Source organism: Ancylobacter pratisalsi (assembly GCF_010669125.1).
GTDB lineage: Bacteria > Pseudomonadota > Alphaproteobacteria > Rhizobiales > Xanthobacteraceae > Ancylobacter > Ancylobacter pratisalsi.
In genome coordinates this window covers 2,208,575-2,225,411 of sequence record NZ_CP048630.1, presented here as the reverse complement: position 1 = coordinate 2,225,411, position 16,837 = coordinate 2,208,575, and the positions used below count along the sequence as shown (strand labels likewise).

Here is a 16,837-nt window from a genome sequence, read left to right as displayed (position 1 = left end):
CTTCCCGCCAGCATTCCTGCCACCGGCGTTCTTGCCGCCCGCGCTCCTGCCCGCGCCCGAACTGCCCGCGCCCGACTTGGCGCTCGGCGATTTCCCGGACCCCGCCTTGGCGTCGGTGCCGCGCAGCGAGGAGGCGCGCCCGGGACGGGCGCTGACGCTCTCGTCCCGGGATGCCCGCATGGTCTGTGCCTGCCGCCCCATCCTTTTCCCCTCGCGTCAGCCCAGCCCCGCGAGGAGACGCGCGAGCGCCGCCTCGGTGGTCGCAGGATCCTGCACCAGCGCAATGCGCAGATAGTTCTCGCCGGGATTGCGGCCCTGCGCATCGCTCCGGCACAGATAGCCACCGGGCACGGTACGCAGACCCTCACGCTCCCACAGAAGCCGCGCCGCCGCCTCGCCGCCGCCGAGATGGCGCACATCGAGCCAGAGGAAGAACCCGCCATCGGGGCGCTCATAGCCGTATCGGCCGGCGAGCATGCGATCGGCGATGTCGAACTTGGCGCGGTAGAGATCGCGGCTCGCCACCACATGGGCCTCATCCGCCAGGGCGGCGATGGCGACGTGCTGCAGCGGCTCAGGCACCTGCGGCGCGGCCACGTTGCGGAACTCGGCGAAGGCGCTCATGAACGCGGCCTCGCCGGCGCAGAACCCGACACGCAGCCCCGGCAGGCTGGAGCGCTTGGACAGCGAATTGAAGGCGACGACGCCAACATAATCGGGCCCCGCGACTTCCAGAATGCCCGTGGGCGGCGCCGCGCCGAGCCAGATCTCGGAATAGCATTCATCCGCGAACACCATCACCTCATGGGCGCGGCACAGCGCGACCAGCCGCTCCAGATAGGCGCGTGGGGCGATGGTGCCCTGGGGATTGGCGGGCGACGCGAAATAAAGCGCGAGGGTGCGCTGGAGCAGGGCGGGCGTCAGCGCGTCGAGATCGGGCAGCCAGCCCCCGGCTTCGGGAAGCGGCAGGGCGACGCTCTCGCAACCCGCGGCCTCCGCCCCCGCGCCATAGGCGGCATAGAACGGATTGGGCAGCAGCACGAGCGGAGCGCCATCGCCGAGCCCGGCGCGCTTGGACGGCGAGGCCAGACGGCGCGCCATCAACGCCGAGAAGAACAGGCCCTCGCGCGAGCCGTTGAGCACCAGAACTTCGCTCTCGGCATCGAGCGGGCGGGGCAGGTCATAGCGCCGGCCGAGCCAGCCGGCGGCGGCGGCGCGGAACTCCGGCAGCCCCTTGCCGGCGGGATAGCGGCCGAAACCGTCGAGATGACCGGCAAGAACCTCGCCGACGAAACCCGGCATGGCGTGACGCGGCTCCCCGACGGCCAGGCTCAGCGCCGGCTTTGCCGGCGTCACGCCGGCGAGCAGCTCGGTGAGCCGCACGAAGGGCGAGCGCGCGGCCGGCCCCGGATCGGGCACGACGGGACTCGGTGACAGGAGAGCGGGTTCAGACACGCGGGACGATCTCACCATGGCCGCGAGTTGCGGGATTTGCCCACATCATAGCGCGCACGCGGTAAAGGCGCCCTTAACCATGGAAGAACGATGGCGGCGGCCCGCGAGACGCAGGAGCCCCCGCCGCGGCGCGGGCACATGAAGGCGCGCGCGCAAGCAGAGGCGGCGCCGAAGGCCCGCCCATGAAAAAGGCCCCGGCATGACGCCGGGGCCTTGAGGCAGCGGGAGCTGCGGAAGGCACGAGCCGGGCGCGGCGAACCGCGCCCGGAAGCCGGATCAGCTGTGGTAGGCGCGCTCGCCGTGCTCGACGATGTCGAGACCCTCGCGCTCCTTTTCCACCGACGGACGCAGGCCGACGATGATGTTGACGATCCAGAACAGGATCGCGGAAACCACACCGCACCATACGATGGTGGTCGCAACGGCCTGGATCTGGATCCACACCTGGGTGCCCATTTCGTAGCCGTCGATGCCGGGGCCGCCGAGCGAGGGCGCGACGACGATGCCGGTGCCGATGGCGCCGATGATGCCGCCCACGCCATGGACGCCGAACACGTCGAGGCTGTCGTCATAGCCCAGCGCGTTCTTCACCGTGGTGACGAAGAAGAAGCAGACGATCGAGGCGACGAAGCCGAGCACGATCGCGCCGATCGGGCCCGCAAGGCCGGCCGCCGGGGTGATGGCGACGAGACCCGCGACCATGCCGGAGATGGCGCCGAGCATGGAGGGCTTGCCCTTGGCAATCCACTCGATCAGCGTCCAGCCGACGATGGCACCGGCGGTGGCAACGAAGGTGTTGACCAGGGCCAGGGTGGTGCCGGCATTGGCTTCGAGGTTCGAACCCGCGTTGAAGCCGAACCAGCCAACCCACAGGACGCTGGCGCCAACCATGGCGAAGGGCAGCGAGTGGGGAGGCATCAGTTCCTTGCCGTAGCCGGTGCGCTTGCCGATGATCAGGCAGCCGACGAGGCCCGCGATACCGGCATTGATGTGCACCACGGTGCCGCCGGCGAAGTCGAGGGCGCCGAGCTCGAACAGGTAACCGGTCGAGTACCAGACCATGTGGCAGATCGGGTAGTAGACCAGCGTCACCCAGAGGATGCAGAACAGCACGATCGCCGAGAACTTCATGCGCTCGGCGAAGGCGCCGATGATGAGGGCGGGCGTGATGGCCGAGAAGGTCATCTGGAACGCCATGAAGACGTATTCAGGGATCTTCACGCCTTCGGAGAAGGTGTCGGCCAGGCTGTCAACGGTGACACCCGCGAGGAAGGCCTTGGAGAAGCCGCCGATGAAGGCATTGCCTTCGCTGAAGGCGAGCGAGTAGCCGTAGAACACCCACAGCAGCATCATCACGGCGGCGATGACGGTGACCTGCATCAGCACCGACAGCATGTTCTTGGCGCGCACCAGGCCGCCATAGAACAGGGCGAGGCCGGGAACGGTCATGAACAGCACCAGGATGGTCGAGACCATCATCCAGGTGACGTCGCCCTTGTCCACGGTCGAAACCACGGCCGCAGCCTCGGCGGTGGCCTCGGCGCCCGTCGCAGGCGCGTCCTGCGCGAACGCGGCAGCTGCAATCAGCGCCGTCGTGGCCAGCACGGGAAGGCCCGCGCGTATCCAATTCTTCTTCGTCATGGGTTCAATGCTCCGTCGCAATCGGAAAATGTCGGGATCGATGATGCTGGCTCACAGCGCGTCGGCGTCGGTTTCGCCGGTACGGATCCGCACGGCCTGATCGATCGCGTAGACGAAGATCTTGCCGTCACCGATCTGGCCGGTCTTGGCCGAGGTGGTGATGGCATCAATGACCTTGCCGACGTGATCGGAAGCCACGGCCACTTCGATCTTGAGCTTCGGCAGGAAGCTCACCGCGTATTCGGCGCCGCGGTAAATCTCGGTGTGGCCCTTCTGACGGCCGTATCCCTTGACCTCCGTAACGGTCAGCCCGTGCACCCCGATGCCAGTGAGCGCATCCCGGACTTCCTCAAGCTTGAAAGGCTTGATGATAGCCATGACGATCTTCATGGTTCCTGTCCCCGCTTGCCCTCGGACCCTGCACAGGGGTCCCGGGCGTTTCATGTCGGACTCGGCCAGGCAGGTTTTAATCAACCTTTCGGTCAAGCCGGAGGGGAGAGAATCAATTCGCGTGCCAACCGCCGTGCAGAAACGGTTTTCAGCCCGTTTTAGCGCGGCGGGCCCCTATTCACTCAAAGGTGAGCCGACTCAGGCCGCCTCCGCCAACGGCGTGAATGCTGCACATTTCTTGATCGGCGCGAGTCATCGCCCTCACGCCCCGCCCAAGTTTTGACACACGCTGTCTAATTTTTATGCATTTGCCGTCCAAGAGGGCGTAACGGGGCGGATCAGCCCCTCCTGCGCCACCGACGCCACCAGCCGGCCCTGCCGGTCATACACCAGGCCCCGCGCCAGCCCGCGGGCGCCCGAGGCGCTCGGGCTGTCCTGGGCATAGAGCAGCCAGTCGTCGGCGCGGAAGGGGCGATGCATCCACAAGGCATGATCGAGGCTGGCGGCCTGGATCTCATTGCCGAGCACGCTGGTGCTGTGCAGGACGGTCGTCGCCTCCAGAAGCGTCATGTCGCTGGCATAGGCCAGCACGGCGCGGTGCAGCGCCGGCTCGTCCGGCAGCGCCCGGCCGGCGCGGAACCACACCATGCGGCGCGGCTCGCTGCGGGGCTCGCCAAGCCCGATGGGGCGCAGCTCGATCGGGCGGGGGCGCATCCAGTAGTCCAGAACCGGCGCCGGCAGCCGCGCACGCACGGCCTCGGGCAGGTCGCCGATCCCGGGCACCGCCTCGGGCGGCGGCACCGGCTCGCTGAGGTCGAGCTGATGGTCCAGCCCCGGTTCCTCGCGATGGAAGGACACCGACATGATGAAAATCGGCCGGCCGTGCTGGATCGCCACGGTGCGGCGGGTGGCGAAACTGCGCCCGTCCCGCACCCGCTCCACCTCATAGACGATGGCCGCGTCCGGATCGCCCCCCAGCAGAAAATAGGCGTGCATCGAATGGGCCGCGATATCGACCGTGCGCTGGGCCGCCACCAGCGCCTGCGCCAGCACCTGCCCACCGAACACCCGGGTGCGGAACGGCCAGGATTCAGGCGGATTGTAGCCCCGGAACAGATTGTCCTCGAGACGCTCCAGATCCAGCAGGCCGACAAGCTCGGCCACGCTGGCCGTCGAGGACGCATCGCGGGCGGGTTGATCGGCGATTGGCATGGCGGCTCCGGCTGTCACATGCCGGCCCGGCGCCGGCGCTCATTGTCCCCGCGTCGTAGCTAAGGCATATGATGACCCGCGCGCAATGCGCCGAAGAGATCAGGCCCCGACAATCTCGGGCCCCGAACCCAGGCTAGGGAGGCCGGCAGCGATGCCCCAGGCGGAACAACCGATCGCACGCTACGATGCGGTGATCGCCGGCGGCGGGCTTGCCGGGCTCACGCTGGCCCTCGCCCTGCGCCAGGGCCTTGGCGAGGGCGCGCGGCTCGCCATTGCCGATCCCAGCTTCGCCGCCCCGCCCGGCGTTGATAAGGTGGCCAGCACCGACATGCGCGCCTCGGCCTTCGCCGCCGGCGCCCGGCGGCTGTTCGAGACGCTGGGCATCTGGGAGCGCGTAAGCGCGGTCGCCGAGCCGATCCTCGCCATGGAAATCACCGATTCGAAGCTTGGCGACGCCGCGCGGCCCGTGTTCCTGACCTTTGACGGCGATGTCGCGCCCGGCGAGCCCTTCGCCCACATGCTGCCCAATGCGGCGCTTCAGGACGCGATGAGCGCGCTCGCCGGCGAACGCGGCATCGAGCTGCTGCCCGCCGCCATCGCCGGATACGAGGCCGGTCCGGCCAATGTCACCATCCGCCTGTCCAATGGCGAGGCGATCGGCGCGGCGCTGCTGTGCGCCTGCGACGGCGGGCGCTCGAAGCTGCGCGCGCTGGCCGGCATCGGCGTGGTGGGCTGGTCCTATCACCAGTCGGCGATCGTGATGACCGTCGGTCATGAGCGCCCTCATGGCGGCAAGGCGATCGAGCATTTTCTGCCCGCCGGGCCGTTCGCCATGCTGCCCCTCAGCGGCAACAGGTGCTCGATCGTGTGGACCGAGCCGACGGAGGCGGCGCAGCGCCTGCTGGAGCTTCCCCGGGTGTTGCTGCTCGACGAGCTGGAGCAACGCTTCGGGCTGGAGCTGGGCGCACTGACGATCCTCGACGAGCCCAAGGCGTTCCCGCTCGGCTTCCAGATGGCGCGGCAGTTCATTTCCGACCGGCTGGCGCTGGTCGGCGATGCCGCCCACACCATTCATCCGATTGCCGGACAGGGCATCAATATGGGGCTGCGCGACGTCGCCGCGCTCGCCGAGGCGATCACCGATGCCGCGCGGCTCGGGCTCGACATTGGCGGGCCGGACGTGCTGGAGCGCTACCAGCGCTGGCGGCGCTTCGACACGCTGACCATGGGCGCGGCGACCGACGTTCTGAACCGGCTGTTCGCCCAGCGCGCCGATGTGGTGCGGCTGGTGCGTGATGTCGGGCTGGGCGTGGTGGAGCGCCTGCCGGGACTGAAGAACTTCTTCATCCGTGACGCCGCCGGGATCGCCGGCGCCTCGCCCCGCCTGCTGCGCGGCGAGACCCTCTAGCCGTCAGCGCCCCGCCATTTCTTCCTCGGTGAGCGGGCGCGCCTCGTCGGCCAGCATGATCGGGATGCCGTCGCGAATCGGATAGGCGAGGCGCGCGGCACGCGAAATGAGTTCGCGGGCGGTGCGGTCATACTCCAGCGTGCCCTTGGTCACCGGGCAGACCAAGATCTCCAGGAGCTTGGGATCGAGATCATAGCCGGCGCGGCCGGCGGGCATGTCGGACTTTTCGGCCATGGGAGGCTCCTGCTCGGGCGTGTGCGACGGTCGCGGTCGCCGATCTGCGCTATATAGCGCGTCACGCTGACAGTCTCACGTCATCCTTAGCTCACGTCATCCTCGCTCACCTTACCCATCCACACACCACCGGCCGATGGAACCGACATCCCTCGATCTCGTCTTCGAACCGCGCCTGCATGGCGAGACCGTGCAGCAATGGGTGTTTCGTCGCCTGCGCCGCAGCGTGATGGCCGGGCGCTTCCCGCCCGGACAGGCGGTGACCATTCGCGGCCTCGCCGAGGCACTCGGCGTTTCCGCCATGCCGGTGCGCGAGGCGCTGCGCCGTCTGGTGGCCGAGCGGGCGCTGGTGCTGCTGGACAATCGCCGCGTGCGGGTGCCCGAAATGACGGTCCGGCGCTTCGACGAGCTGGTCGCGGCCCGCACCATGCTGGAAGTCGAGGCGGCGACACGGGCGCTTCCCCTGGTCGACGCCGCTTTTCTGCGCCGGCTTCACGCGCTGAACCGCGCCTCCGATGCGGCGGTCGAGACCAATGACACCGAGGCGATGATCGAGACCAATCTCGCCTTCCATGCCGCGCTCTACGGCCGCAACGCCGACAGCGTGCTGCTGCCGCTGATCGAATCGGTATGGCTGCAGATCGGCCCGTTCATGCGCATGGCGCTGGCCGATCTCGAGCGGTACTACCCCGTCGATCGCCATGCCGAGGCACTGAAGGCGCTGGAAGCCCGCGACAGGACCGCGCTGCGTCACGCGATCGAGGCCGATATTCGCGACGGCATCGGGCATCTATTGGAAAAGCTGGCCTGAGCACAGGCCGGCGGCGAGGGGTCAGCCCGCCGCCTTGAACCGCCCACCGCCGCGGCGGCGCTCGGCCGCAAGCCGGGCGGCCGCGCCGAAAGCGTTGAAGACGCCGGTCGACAGCTTGTCCTGCCAGAACCGCCATTCCGGATGCCACTGGATGGCCAGGTTGAAACCCGGCGCATCGACGATGCGGAACGCCTCGATCGTGCCATCGTCCGCCCGCGCCTCGACCGCCAGGTTCGGGGCAAGGCGGGCGACGCCCTGTCCATGAAGCGAGTTCACCTTCCAGCGCGGCGCGCCGACAAGACCCTCCAGCAGGCCGCCCGGCTCCAGCGCAACCTCGTGCGCCAGGGCGTACTGTCCTTCCATGTCGAGGCTCGAATCCTCGCGATGATCGAACCGTCCGGGCTGCTCGTAGAGCTTCTGGAACAGCGTGCCGCCCATGGCGACGTTCATTTCCTGAAACCCGCGGCACACGCCGAACAGCGGCACGCCGCGCTCCAGAGCGGTGCGGATCAGGGGCAGGGAAATGTCGTCGCGGTGTGGATCCGCGGGAAGCGGCGGGTCGTGGGGCCGGTCTCCATAATGCTGCGGCCCGACATTGGAGGGGCTGCCGGGCAGGAAGATGGCGTCGACCAGATCGAGGATCTCGTCGATCACCACGCGCTCGGGCGCCATCTCGGCGTCCACCGCCGAAATCGTGCCCGGTATCAGCACCGGCATCGCCTGCGCGCCGCGCGCGACCGCATAGATGTATTTCTCGGTGACGCCATGAACGATCTGGCCGTTCATGGCCTTCACGTCGCTGATCACGCCGACGACTGGACGCATGATGTCTCGATCCTGAAACTGTTTCCCAGATGTGGGAGTGCCGCCGGCCCGCTGTCAACCACCGCATGGGGGCGAGAGCATGCGCGCGGCACACGCCCGCCCCGCGCGGCGCGCCGCTCTCAGGTGGCCTTGCGGGCCCGGTACGTCCTTGCCTGCGGGCCGGCACCGGCATTAGAAGGCGCGCAGAAGGAAACCGCCATGCCGCTTTCGCCCGACGACCTGTTCGCCCGCCTCGCCGAACTCGGTATCGAGACCCGCACCATCGAGCATCCGCCGCTGTTCACGGTGGAGGATTCGCAGGCTTTGCGCGGCGACATCGAGGGTGGCCACACCAAGAACCTCTTCCTGAAGGACAAGAAGGGAAACCTCTTTCTCGTCGTCGTGGAGGAAGATGCACGGGTGGACCTGAAGAGCCTCCACGGCCCGCTCGGCGCGGCGAGCCGCCTGTCCTTTGGCAGCGCCGAGCTGCTGGAGGAGGTGCTCGGCGTGAAACCCGGCGCCGTGACCGCCTTCGGGCCGGTGAACGACGCCGACGGGCGAGTGACGGTGGTGCTGGACGCGGTGCTGCTGCAACACGAGGTGATCAACTGTCATCCCCTCGTCAATACCGCGACCACCGCGATCGCGCGGGACGATCTGGTGCGCTTCCTGCGCGCCACCGGCCATGAGCCGGTCATCCTCGAAGTGCCGCGACGCGAAGAAGCGGGCCCGCAGGACTGACAAGCCTTCGCGGTTGCATTCGTGCCGCGAGGGACCATTTTAGGCGCGACAGCGCGCGAGCATTGCGAGGACACCCATGTTGCTGAACCAGCCCGCCAATCCCGCCCAGGACGGCGCCGCCAAGGCCGGTGATGATGTCGTGATCGACGTCACCACCCGGAGCTTCATGGCCGACGTCGTCGAGGAATCGAAACGCCGCCCGGTACTGGTCGACTTCTGGGCGCCGTGGTGCGGTCCCTGCCGCCAGCTCACCCCGCTCATCGAGAAGGTGGTGCGCGAGGCGAAGGGCAAGGTGCGCCTTGCCAAGATGAACACGGACGAGCACCCCTCCGTTGCCCAGCAGCTCGGCATCCAGTCGCTGCCGACCGTCTATGCTTTCGTGAACGGCCAGCCGGTCGACGGTTTCATGGGCGCGCAGCCCGAGACGCAGATCAAGGCGCTGGTCGACCGCCTGACCGCCGGGGCCGATGGCGGCGAGGGCGACATCGCCGAAGTGATCGCCAGCGGCGAGGCGGCGCTTGCCGAGGGCGACCTGATGGGGGCGGTGGAGATCTTCACCGCGGTGCTCGCCGAGGAGCCCGCCAATCTCAAGGCCATTGCCGGCCTTGCCCGCACCCAGCTCGCCGCCGGCAGCACCGAGCAGGCGAAGGCGACGCTGGCGCTGGTGCCGCCGGAATCGGCAGGCGACAGCACGATCACGGCCGTGCGCGCCGCGATCGAACTGGAAGAGGCCGCGGCCGCGCTCGGCGATGTACGCGAACTGGAGGCCAAGGTGGCCGCCAACCCTCTCGACCATCAGGCCCGCTTCGATCTCGCCTTGGCACTGAATGCCCATGGCAAGCGCGAGGAGGCCGTCGACGAACTGCTGGCCATCGTGCGCAAGGATCGCGCCTGGAACGACGATGGCGCGCGCAAGCAGCTGGTCCAGTTCTTCGAGGCCTGGGGCCCGACCGACGAGCACAGTGTCGCCGGGCGCCGACGCCTGTCATCCATTCTCTTCGCGTGACCCGGGCGCCGGACCAACAACCGGCGTATTCTGGCTAACCGCATTTCTGACCGGAGGGCATCCCATGGCGATCAATCGCCCCTATGGCGGGCCCACGGAACTGCCCCGCGCAATTCCGCTGTTTCCGCTCGAAGGCGCGCTGCTGCTGCCGCGCTGCCAGATGCCGCTGAACATCTTCGAACCGCGCTACCTGGCCATGGTCGACGCGGCGCTGGCGGGCGAGCGCGTCATCGGCCTGATCCAGCCGATCCCGGCGCTGGTGACGACCGCCAATCCGGCGCTGCAGAACGTGGGATGCGTCGGGCGTATCACTGAATTCGCCGAAAGCGGCGACGGGCGCTACCTCGTCACCCTTACCGGTATCACCCGGTTCAGGGTGGTGGCCGAGGTCGAGGCGGACACGCCGTTCCGGCAGGGCGAGGTCGACTACACCGCCTTCGAGGGTGACTTCACGCCGGGCTACGGCGCCGAGGAGGTCGATCGCGCGACCTTGCTGCGCACGCTGGCGGCCTATCTCGACGCCAACAAGCTTGAGGCCGACTGGTCCAGCATCACCGAGGCACCGAATGAGGCGCTGGTGAATGCGCTGGCGATGATGTCGCCGTTTGGCGCGCGCGAAAAGCAGGCCCTGCTGGAGGCCGCGAGCCTTGCCGCGCGGGCCGACATGCTGGTCGCCGTCACGGAGATGGCGATGGCACGCACCGGCGGTGCCGAGGGTGAGGGCTCGCTGCAGTAGGCGCGCGCGCCACCACCGTCTGCCCCGCGAGAGCTTGTACCGCTACTCCGCAGCGATGGACGGAGGAGGCACGCTCTCCACCGGGCGCGGCATGGCATGAACGGTAGGCAGCACCGCCCCGCCATGCTCGGGCGGCTCGTCGCGCTCGCCGACGAAGCGGCCGAAGATGCGCCCGAACTGCCGGCCGAGATCATCCATAAGCGTGAACACTGCCGGCACGAACACCAGAGACAGCACGGTGGAGGCGAGGAGTCCGCCGATCACCGCGATCGCCATGGGCGAGCGGAAGTCGGCCCCCTCGCCGAGCCCGAGGGCCGAGGGCATCATGCCGGCGGCCATGGCGATGGTGGTCATCACGATCGGCTGCGCGCGCTTGCGGCCGGCCTCGATCAGCGCCGTGGTGCGCTCGGTCCCGGCATGCACCGCCTCGATGGCGAAATCGACCAGCAGGATCGCGTTCTTGGTCACAATGCCCATCAGCATCAGGAAGCCGATCACCACGGGCAGCGTCATCGCGTTGTTGGTCAGCAGCAGCGCGATGAAGGCGCCGCCCACCGAGAGCGGGAGCGCGATCAGGATGGTGATGGGCTGCAGGACATTGGCGAATAGCAGCACCAGCACCGCCAGCACCATCATCACGCCCGCGCCCATGGCGGTGGCAAAGCCGCCGAACACCTCGGCCATGATTTCGGCGTCACCGGACTCGGTCAGGCTGATGCCGGGCGGAAGGTCCTTCGCGGCCGGAAGGGCATAGACCTCGGCCAGCGCCTCACCGAGCTGGGTGTTGCCCGTCAGATCCGCCTCGATGGCGACGCGGCGCGCGCGGTCGTAGCGGTCGAGGCTCGACGGCCCGGTGCCGAAGTTCAGCCGGGCGACCGCGGAAAGCGGCACCGAGGCGCCCGAGGCGGTACGCACCTTCAGGGTCTCGAAGGTCGCCAGCCGCGCACGCGCCGCCTCGTCGAGCTGCACGCGGATCGGCACCTGCCGGTCGCCGGCGGAGAATTTGGCGAGGTTCTGCGACACGTCGCCGATGGTGGCGATGCGCACGGTCTGGGCGATGTCGGCCACGGAAACGCCGAGTTCGGCCGCTTCCGCCAGCTTGGGCACAACGCGGATCTCCGGCCGCTCCAGCGCCGCGGAGGTGACGACGTTGTTCAGCCCCTTCACCTTGGCGCGGATCTCCCGCTCCAGCTCCAGCGCGGCCCGGCTTACCGCCGCGCCGTCCGAGCCGGACATGATCAGCGTGAATTCGCGCTGGCCGGGACCAGCGCCGCCGGAAGCGCCGAAATTGAAGCGAAGGTCGGGAATCCGGGCAATGTCGGCCCGCATCCGGCCCTCGAACTGCTTCTGCGTCTCCCTGCGGTCGGCGCGCGGCACCAGATTGACGATGATCGTTGCCTTGCGCACCTCGCCCGCGCTGTCGCCGCCATTGCCCGAATCGCTGCCCGCGGTGGCGAACACGCTGGCCACTTCCGGCTGCGCCTTCAGCGTGGTCGAGATCTGGTCAACCACACGCTGGGTGCTCGCCAGCGTCGCCCCCGGCGGCAGCTCGACCGACAGCACCGAGCGCGAGACATCGGAATTGGGAATGAAGCCGGACGGCAGCAGGGTGGAAAGCCACATCGAACCGATGAAGATCGCGATGCCAACGGCGACGGTGATGAAGCGATGGCGCACCGAGGCCCGCAGCAGCCGCACATAAAAGCGCATGATCACGCCGTCAGGCTTGGCCTCATGGCCATGCGCGCGCATGAAATAGGCCGCGAGCATCGGCGTGAGCAGGCGCGCCACCAGCAGCGAGAACAGCACCGCCACCGCGACGGTAATGCCGAACTGGCGGAAATACTGCCCGGCAATGCCGCCCATGAAGCTGACGGGCATGAAGACCGCGACGATGGTCAGCGTGGTCGCGACCACGGCCAGGCCGATCTCGTCCGCGGCGTCGATCGCCGCGCGATAGGCGGATTTGCCCATCCGCATGTGCCGCACGATGTTCTCGATCTCGACGATGGCGTCATCGACGAGGATGCCGGTCACCAGCGTCACGGCGAGCAGGCTCACGCCGTTCAGCGAAAAGCCGAGCAGGTCCATGACCCAGAAGGTCGGCAGGATCGAAAGCGGGATCGCCATCGCGGAAACCAGCGTCGCGCGCCAGTCACGCAGGAACAGCATGACGACGATGACCGCCAGCACCGCGCCTTCGATCAGCGTCTGCATGGCCGATTCGTAATCGGCCTTGGTGTACTTCACCGTCGAATCGATGAGCGAGATCCGCACGTCCGGATGCGCGGCTTCGAGCGTGCGCAGCGCCTCGTCGACCCGCTCGGCCACCACCACGTCGGAAAATCCCTTGGCGCGGTAGATGCCGAAGGCGACCACGGGCTTGCCGTCGAGCCGTGCGAAAATGCGCGGCTCGGCCGCGCCGTCGGTGACCGTGCCGAGATCGGCCAGGCGCACCTGGCGCGAGCCGCCGCTGCTGCTGGCCGGCAGGGCGATCCGGGTTTCGGCCAGATCGGCCACGCTCAGCGCGCCGCCAAGCGTGCGCACGGACTGTTCCTGCGTGCCGATTTCGCCACGCCCGCCGGCGAGATCCACATTGGTGGCGGCGAGCTCGCGATTTACATCCGCCGCCGTCACGCCCAGCGCGGCGAGCTTGTCGGGATCCAGCGAAATGCGGATCTCGCGGTCGACGCCGCCCTCGCGCTTGACCTGGGCAACGCCGCGCACGCCCTGCAGCGCCCGGATCACCGTGTCGTCGACGAACCAGGAGAGTTCGTCCGGCGTCATCGCCGGGGCCGAGGCGGCATAGGTGACGATCGCCATGCCCTCGATGTCGACGCGCTTGATCAGCGGCTCCTCGATGCCCTGCGGCAGTTCCGAACGGATGCCGGTCACGGCATCGCGGACATCGTTGACCGCACGATCGACAAGGGTCTCTAGCTGGAATTCGACCGTGGTGACGGAGGACCCCTCGGAAATCGAGGAGGAGATGTGCTTCACCCCCTGCACGCCGGCGATCGCGGTCTCCACGCGCTTGGTGACCTGCGACTCCAGTTCGCTCGGCGCCGCGCCCGGCTGGGTGACGACCACCGAGACGATGGGCACATCGATGTTCGGCATGCGGGTAATCGGCAGCCGATCGAAGGTGTAGAGGCCGATCGCGGTCAGGACCACGAACAGCACTATGGAGGGCACCGGCTTGCGGATCGCCCAGGCGGAGATGTTGAGTGCCATCAGGCGCCACTCCCCTGCCGTTCGACGAGCGGCACCGGTGTCACCCGGTCGCCGTCACGCAGGAAGCCACCGGCGCGGGCAACGACTTCCTCGCCTTCGGCCAGTCCCTTGGCGATCTCGATGAAGCCCTCGCCCCGCAGCCCGGTAACCACGGCGCGCTGGTGCACGGTGTCGTCCTTCACCACCAGCACATAGGTGCCATCGGCATCGAACTGGACGGCGGACTGGGGAAGGGCGAGCCCGTCATGGCGGGCCACCTCGATGACACCGCGCCCATAGGCGCCCGGGCGCAGCCGGGGATCGTCCGGCAGCGCCACAGCGACACGGGCAAGGCGGGTCGCGGGATCCACCCTCGCCCCGACCAGACGCACGCTGCCGGCCACCGGCGCGTCAAACCCCGCCGGGGTGACCGCGACCGGCATGCCCACACGCAGGCGCGGCAACGAGGATTCGGGCACTTCGGCATCGAGATCGATGGCGCCGTCCTTCACGATGCGGAACAGCGGCTCGCTATTGGCCGACAGCACGATGGCACCGATGCGGGCGGCCCGCGAGGACACGATGCCGGCCTCCGGCGCCCTGATCTCGGTGCGGGCGAGGCGCACCTCAAGTTCGTCGCGATTGGCCTTGATCTGCGCCAGTTCGGCTTCGGCAGCCGTCACCGACTCCTCGGCGGCAACGATCTGCGCCGCCGAAACCTTCACCGCGCGCTCGCGCTGGTCCAGCACCTCCTGCGAGGTGGCGCCGGTCTTGATGAGGGTCCGGGCACGCTCCACCGACGCCTCGGCCTCGGTGTTCTGGGCACGGGCCTGGGTGAGCTGCGCCTGCTGCTGGGCGATGCTCGCCTTGGCGCGCGCGGCATTGGCCGTGTTCTGCGCCAACAGCGTGGTCAGCGTGTCGCGCGAGAGACGCGCCAGCACCTGGCCCTTTTCGACCCGGTCGCCCTCTTCCACCAGAATCTCGGTGATGCGGTTGCCGTCGATTTCCGGCCCGACCATGATCTCCTCGCGCGCCACCAGCGTGCCGGTGACCGGTAGCGTGTCGATAACGGTGCGTGGCGTCGCCGGGATGACCGACACGGTGATGCCCTGCACCTCCTCCGGCAGCGGATCGGCGAGCTTGGCCTGTGCCGGCTCGCCAAAGCTCAGCCCCTCGGCAATGCGGTCGCGGAAGGCATAGCCCGCCACGCCCACGACCAGCGCGGTCATGGTGAGGGCGAGCGCGATGCGCCCGCGGATCGAGGGAAGCTTCACGCTCATTTGGTCAGGTCCGGGGAAGAAGAGGGAACCGGCGCGAACATGCGCGCCAGCATGGCGCCGATCGCCGGCATCATTGCCGCAAGGGGCAGGTCCGGGTTGAGGCGATTGCGCAGGAGAAGGCCGTCGCCAATGGCGTTGATCATCAACAGCGCAGCATCGGCATCGAGTGAAGGATCGGCTTCGCCCCGGGCCTGGGCGGCGACCAGGGCGGCGCGGATGGCACCGTTCATCTCCGCCTCGACCTCATCGAACTTCGCCTTCAGCGCCGGATTGCGCGCCGCCTCGGCCGAAATTTCCGGCGCGAGTTCCACGCAGACCATCGGCATCGCGCCCGAGAACAGCGCTTCGCCCATGGCGGTGAGGCCCGCGACGAAACTCGGCGCACTATCAAGGCAGGCCAGCAGGCTGGACCGCGCCGCGCGCTCCTCTTCCACGATCGCGATGATCATCGCGTCCTTGGAGGGGAAGTAGCGATAGAGCGCACCCGGGCTCATCTCGGCGGCCTTGCAGATCTCCTGCATGCTGGTGCCGTGGAAGCCGTTGCGGATGAAACAGGCGATCGCCGCGTCGAGCACACGCCGGCGCGGTTCGGGCCGGGCCGGATGCGCTCCCGCCTTGGAGATGTCCGCCGGCCCGGAGGTATCCGAATCGGGCGCCTTCGGCGGATGCGCGGAAGGGAACGTTTCGAGGGCGGCCATGGCATTCCCGGAAAACGGGCGAACCCGAAGAATGGAGCGAACGTTCGTTCGCATCTACGTCACGTAGCGGCACATGTCAAGAACGAACGTTCGTTCGCATGCCGCAGAGCACCCCACGAACCCGCCTCACTGTCCTGCAGACGTGACCAGCGGCTCGAACTCGCGCGCCACCTGTTCATAGACCGGGCGCTTGAACGGGATGATGAGCGAGGGCGTGCGATCGAGGCGCTCCCAGCGCCAGTTGATGAATTCCGGCTTGTGCTTGCCGCCGCCGGGGCGGGTGACATTGATTTCCGTGTCCTCGCCGGTGAAGCGCAGCGCGATCCACTTCTGCTTCTGGCCGCGATAACGCCCCTTCCAGGCTTCGCGCGCGATCGGCTCGGGAAGATCGTAGGCGAGCCATTCCGCCGACTGGCCGAGGAAGCTGACCGAGGTGACACTGGTCTCCTCATAGAGTTCGCGCAGCGCCGCGTCCTCGGGCTTCTCACCCTCGTCAATGCCCCCCTGAGGCATCTGCCAGGAATGATGGGCGTCGACATGCTCCGGGCCGCCCTGGCGCTGGCCAAGGAACACCAGCCCCTCGCGGTTGACGAGCACGACACCCACGCAGGGGCGATACGGAAGCTGTTCGAACGCAATCATCGCAATGGCCGGACTTCAGGAGGGACAGGCGGCCGGAGCGCCGCGCCACCATCATAGGCGAGGCCCGTGACAGCGCGTAGAACGGCCTCGAAACATGCTTACCGCGCAACGACGCGCACGCTGGCGAGGGCTAGCGGGTGACGGTCCTGGCCTCGTCCGGGCCGGTCGTCTCCGGGCGCGGCGCCACGCCCACAACTTCGCGCTGGCCGGTCGCGCCATCAAGGAAGGTGAAGCCGCCTGGAACGGCGTCGGCATCGGCATCGGGGTCGAATCCCGAGCGAAGCATCGCCGCATCCGCCGAGACCGGCGCGCTGTCATGCTTGAACAGCCGCTCCAGACTGACCGTTTCCACCGCCCCGGGCCGTGCCATGATCCAGACCAAGCCAACCGCCACGATGGCGAGACCGGCCATGCCGAAAATACCGACGGCGGCCTTGGACAGATCGCCGTCGCGATCCGCATCGCGGTCGAGCGGCGAGCCCGTGTCATGGGACGCGCGGGAGGGTGCGGTGATCTCGTGCGGGGAGGTCGGCGCGGGCGCCGGCATGTCGACGGGCGATATCATG

At 68.3% G+C, this 16,837-nt stretch carries 16 protein-coding genes; 5 read left to right on the top strand and 11 right to left on the bottom strand.

Translation table 11 applies throughout. The annotated features are described in order from the left end of the window. Window positions 1–216: 216 nt before the first annotated feature. The 4 genes from G3A50_RS10575 to G3A50_RS10560 all read right to left on the bottom strand — a co-directional run bounded on the left by G3A50_RS10575 (window position 217) and on the right by G3A50_RS10560 (window position 4,698). Entirely contained in the window at window positions 217–1,473 is a 1,257-nt protein-coding gene (locus G3A50_RS10575; protein ID WP_163075254.1) for an aminotransferase class I/II-fold pyridoxal phosphate-dependent enzyme, read from the bottom strand. A gap of 258 nt (window positions 1,474–1,731) precedes the next feature. Further along, window positions 1,732–3,096: an ammonium transporter gene (locus tag G3A50_RS10570; RefSeq protein WP_163075253.1), complete on the bottom strand. Its 1,365-nt coding sequence runs from the start codon at window positions 3,094–3,096 to the stop codon at window positions 1,732–1,734. A gap of 51 nt (window positions 3,097–3,147) precedes the next feature. Continuing rightward, complete coding sequence (locus tag G3A50_RS10565; RefSeq protein ID WP_163075252.1) at window positions 3,148–3,486, bottom strand: P-II family nitrogen regulator; 339 nt, start codon at window positions 3,484–3,486, stop codon at window positions 3,148–3,150. A 300-nt stretch (window positions 3,487–3,786) separates the two neighbouring features. After that, complete coding sequence (locus G3A50_RS10560) at window positions 3,787–4,698, bottom strand: acyl-CoA thioesterase (protein WP_163075251.1); 912 nt, start codon at window positions 4,696–4,698, stop codon at window positions 3,787–3,789. Between the two features lie 151 nt (window positions 4,699–4,849). On the opposite strand from G3A50_RS10560, the gene G3A50_RS10555 reads away from it, so the two are divergent. Continuing rightward, on the top strand, window positions 4,850–6,106 hold the full coding sequence (locus G3A50_RS10555) for a ubiquinone biosynthesis hydroxylase (RefSeq protein ID WP_163075250.1): 1,257 nt from the start codon (window positions 4,850–4,852) through the stop codon (window positions 6,104–6,106). 3 nt (window positions 6,107–6,109) lie between these two features. On the opposite strand, the gene G3A50_RS10550 is transcribed toward G3A50_RS10555, so the two are convergent. Next, window positions 6,110–6,322, bottom strand: a complete 213-nt coding sequence (locus G3A50_RS10550) for a Trm112 family protein (protein ID WP_163077522.1) — start codon at window positions 6,320–6,322, stop codon at window positions 6,110–6,112. A 154-nt stretch (window positions 6,323–6,476) separates the two neighbouring features. Here G3A50_RS10550 and G3A50_RS10545 point away from each other — a divergent pair, with 154 nt between their 5' ends. Further along, the gene (locus tag G3A50_RS10545) at window positions 6,477–7,151 is read left to right on the top strand and encodes a GntR family transcriptional regulator (protein WP_163075249.1); all 675 of its coding nucleotides are present in this window, start codon (window positions 6,477–6,479) and stop codon (window positions 7,149–7,151) included. Window positions 7,152–7,172: 21 nt separating this feature from the next. Here the strand turns inward: G3A50_RS10545 and G3A50_RS10540 are convergent, their stop codons facing one another. Further along, entirely contained in the window at window positions 7,173–7,976 is an 804-nt protein-coding gene (locus tag G3A50_RS10540) for a gamma-glutamyl-gamma-aminobutyrate hydrolase family protein (RefSeq protein WP_163075248.1), read from the bottom strand. Between the two features lie 198 nt (window positions 7,977–8,174). On the opposite strand from G3A50_RS10540, the gene G3A50_RS10535 reads away from it, so the two are divergent. The 3 genes from G3A50_RS10535 (at window position 8,175) to G3A50_RS10525 (ending at window position 10,438) form a co-directional block, all read left to right on the top strand. After that, window positions 8,175–8,696, top strand: coding sequence for a prolyl-tRNA synthetase associated domain-containing protein (locus tag G3A50_RS10535; RefSeq protein WP_163075247.1), 522 nt, complete (start codon window positions 8,175–8,177; stop codon window positions 8,694–8,696). A 76-nt stretch (window positions 8,697–8,772) separates the two neighbouring features. Beyond that, on the top strand, window positions 8,773–9,702 hold the full coding sequence (trxA, locus tag G3A50_RS10530) for a thioredoxin (RefSeq protein ID WP_163075246.1): 930 nt from the start codon (window positions 8,773–8,775) through the stop codon (window positions 9,700–9,702). A 64-nt stretch (window positions 9,703–9,766) separates the two neighbouring features. Further along, the gene (locus tag G3A50_RS10525; RefSeq protein ID WP_163075245.1) at window positions 9,767–10,438 is read left to right on the top strand and encodes an LON peptidase substrate-binding domain-containing protein; all 672 of its coding nucleotides are present in this window, start codon (window positions 9,767–9,769) and stop codon (window positions 10,436–10,438) included. A 42-nt stretch (window positions 10,439–10,480) separates the two neighbouring features. On the opposite strand, the gene G3A50_RS10520 is transcribed toward G3A50_RS10525, so the two are convergent. The 5 genes from G3A50_RS10520 to G3A50_RS10500 all read right to left on the bottom strand — a co-directional run bounded on the left by G3A50_RS10520 (window position 10,481) and on the right by G3A50_RS10500 (window position 16,836). Continuing rightward, entirely contained in the window at window positions 10,481–13,672 is a 3,192-nt protein-coding gene (locus G3A50_RS10520) for an efflux RND transporter permease subunit (RefSeq protein ID WP_163075244.1), read from the bottom strand. Continuing rightward, on the bottom strand, window positions 13,672–14,931 hold the full coding sequence (locus G3A50_RS10515; RefSeq protein WP_163075243.1) for an efflux RND transporter periplasmic adaptor subunit: 1,260 nt from the start codon (window positions 14,929–14,931) through the stop codon (window positions 13,672–13,674). The genes G3A50_RS10520 and G3A50_RS10515 overlap by 1 nt, the downstream gene beginning before the upstream one ends. Then, on the bottom strand, window positions 14,928–15,629 hold the full coding sequence (locus G3A50_RS10510; RefSeq protein WP_163075242.1) for a TetR/AcrR family transcriptional regulator: 702 nt from the start codon (window positions 15,627–15,629) through the stop codon (window positions 14,928–14,930). The genes G3A50_RS10515 and G3A50_RS10510 overlap by 4 nt, the downstream gene beginning before the upstream one ends. A 126-nt stretch (window positions 15,630–15,755) precedes the next feature. Further along, complete coding sequence (locus tag G3A50_RS10505; protein WP_163075241.1) at window positions 15,756–16,271, bottom strand: RNA pyrophosphohydrolase; 516 nt, start codon at window positions 16,269–16,271, stop codon at window positions 15,756–15,758. 130 nt (window positions 16,272–16,401) lie between these two features. After that, window positions 16,402–16,836, bottom strand: a complete 435-nt coding sequence (locus tag G3A50_RS10500) for a hypothetical protein (RefSeq protein WP_163075240.1) — start codon at window positions 16,834–16,836, stop codon at window positions 16,402–16,404. Window position 16,837 lies beyond the last annotated feature (1 nt).

Excerpts from the sequence above, each read along its gene's own strand:
- G3A50_RS10575 (WP_163075254.1), bottom strand. The coding sequence starts at position 1,473 with ATGGTGAGATCGTCCCGCGTGTCTGAACCCGCTCTCCTGTCACCGAGT.
- G3A50_RS10570 (WP_163075253.1), bottom strand. The coding sequence starts at position 3,096 with ATGACGAAGAAGAATTGGATACGCGCGGGCCTTCCCGTGCTGGCCACG.
- G3A50_RS10565 (WP_163075252.1), bottom strand. The coding sequence starts at position 3,486 with ATGAAGATCGTCATGGCTATCATCAAGCCTTTCAAGCTTGAGGAAGTC.
- G3A50_RS10560 (WP_163075251.1), bottom strand. The coding sequence starts at position 4,698 with ATGCCAATCGCCGATCAACCCGCCCGCGATGCGTCCTCGACGGCCAGC.
- G3A50_RS10555 (WP_163075250.1), top strand. The coding sequence starts at position 4,850 with ATGCCCCAGGCGGAACAACCGATCGCACGCTACGATGCGGTGATCGCC.
- G3A50_RS10550 (WP_163077522.1), bottom strand. The coding sequence starts at position 6,322 with ATGCCCGCCGGCCGCGCCGGCTATGATCTCGATCCCAAGCTCCTGGAG.
- G3A50_RS10545 (WP_163075249.1), top strand. The coding sequence starts at position 6,477 with ATGGAACCGACATCCCTCGATCTCGTCTTCGAACCGCGCCTGCATGGC.
- G3A50_RS10540 (WP_163075248.1), bottom strand. The coding sequence starts at position 7,976 with ATGCGTCCAGTCGTCGGCGTGATCAGCGACGTGAAGGCCATGAACGGC.
- G3A50_RS10535 (WP_163075247.1), top strand. The coding sequence starts at position 8,175 with ATGCCGCTTTCGCCCGACGACCTGTTCGCCCGCCTCGCCGAACTCGGT.
- trxA (WP_163075246.1), top strand. The coding sequence starts at position 8,773 with ATGTTGCTGAACCAGCCCGCCAATCCCGCCCAGGACGGCGCCGCCAAG.
- G3A50_RS10525 (WP_163075245.1), top strand. The coding sequence starts at position 9,767 with ATGGCGATCAATCGCCCCTATGGCGGGCCCACGGAACTGCCCCGCGCA.
- G3A50_RS10520 (WP_163075244.1), bottom strand. The coding sequence starts at position 13,672 with ATGGCACTCAACATCTCCGCCTGGGCGATCCGCAAGCCGGTGCCCTCC.
- G3A50_RS10515 (WP_163075243.1), bottom strand. The coding sequence starts at position 14,931 with ATGAGCGTGAAGCTTCCCTCGATCCGCGGGCGCATCGCGCTCGCCCTC.
- G3A50_RS10510 (WP_163075242.1), bottom strand. The coding sequence starts at position 15,629 with ATGGCCGCCCTCGAAACGTTCCCTTCCGCGCATCCGCCGAAGGCGCCC.
- G3A50_RS10505 (WP_163075241.1), bottom strand. The coding sequence starts at position 16,271 with ATGATTGCGTTCGAACAGCTTCCGTATCGCCCCTGCGTGGGTGTCGTG.
- G3A50_RS10500 (WP_163075240.1), bottom strand. The coding sequence starts at position 16,836 with ATGATATCGCCCGTCGACATGCCGGCGCCCGCGCCGACCTCCCCGCAC.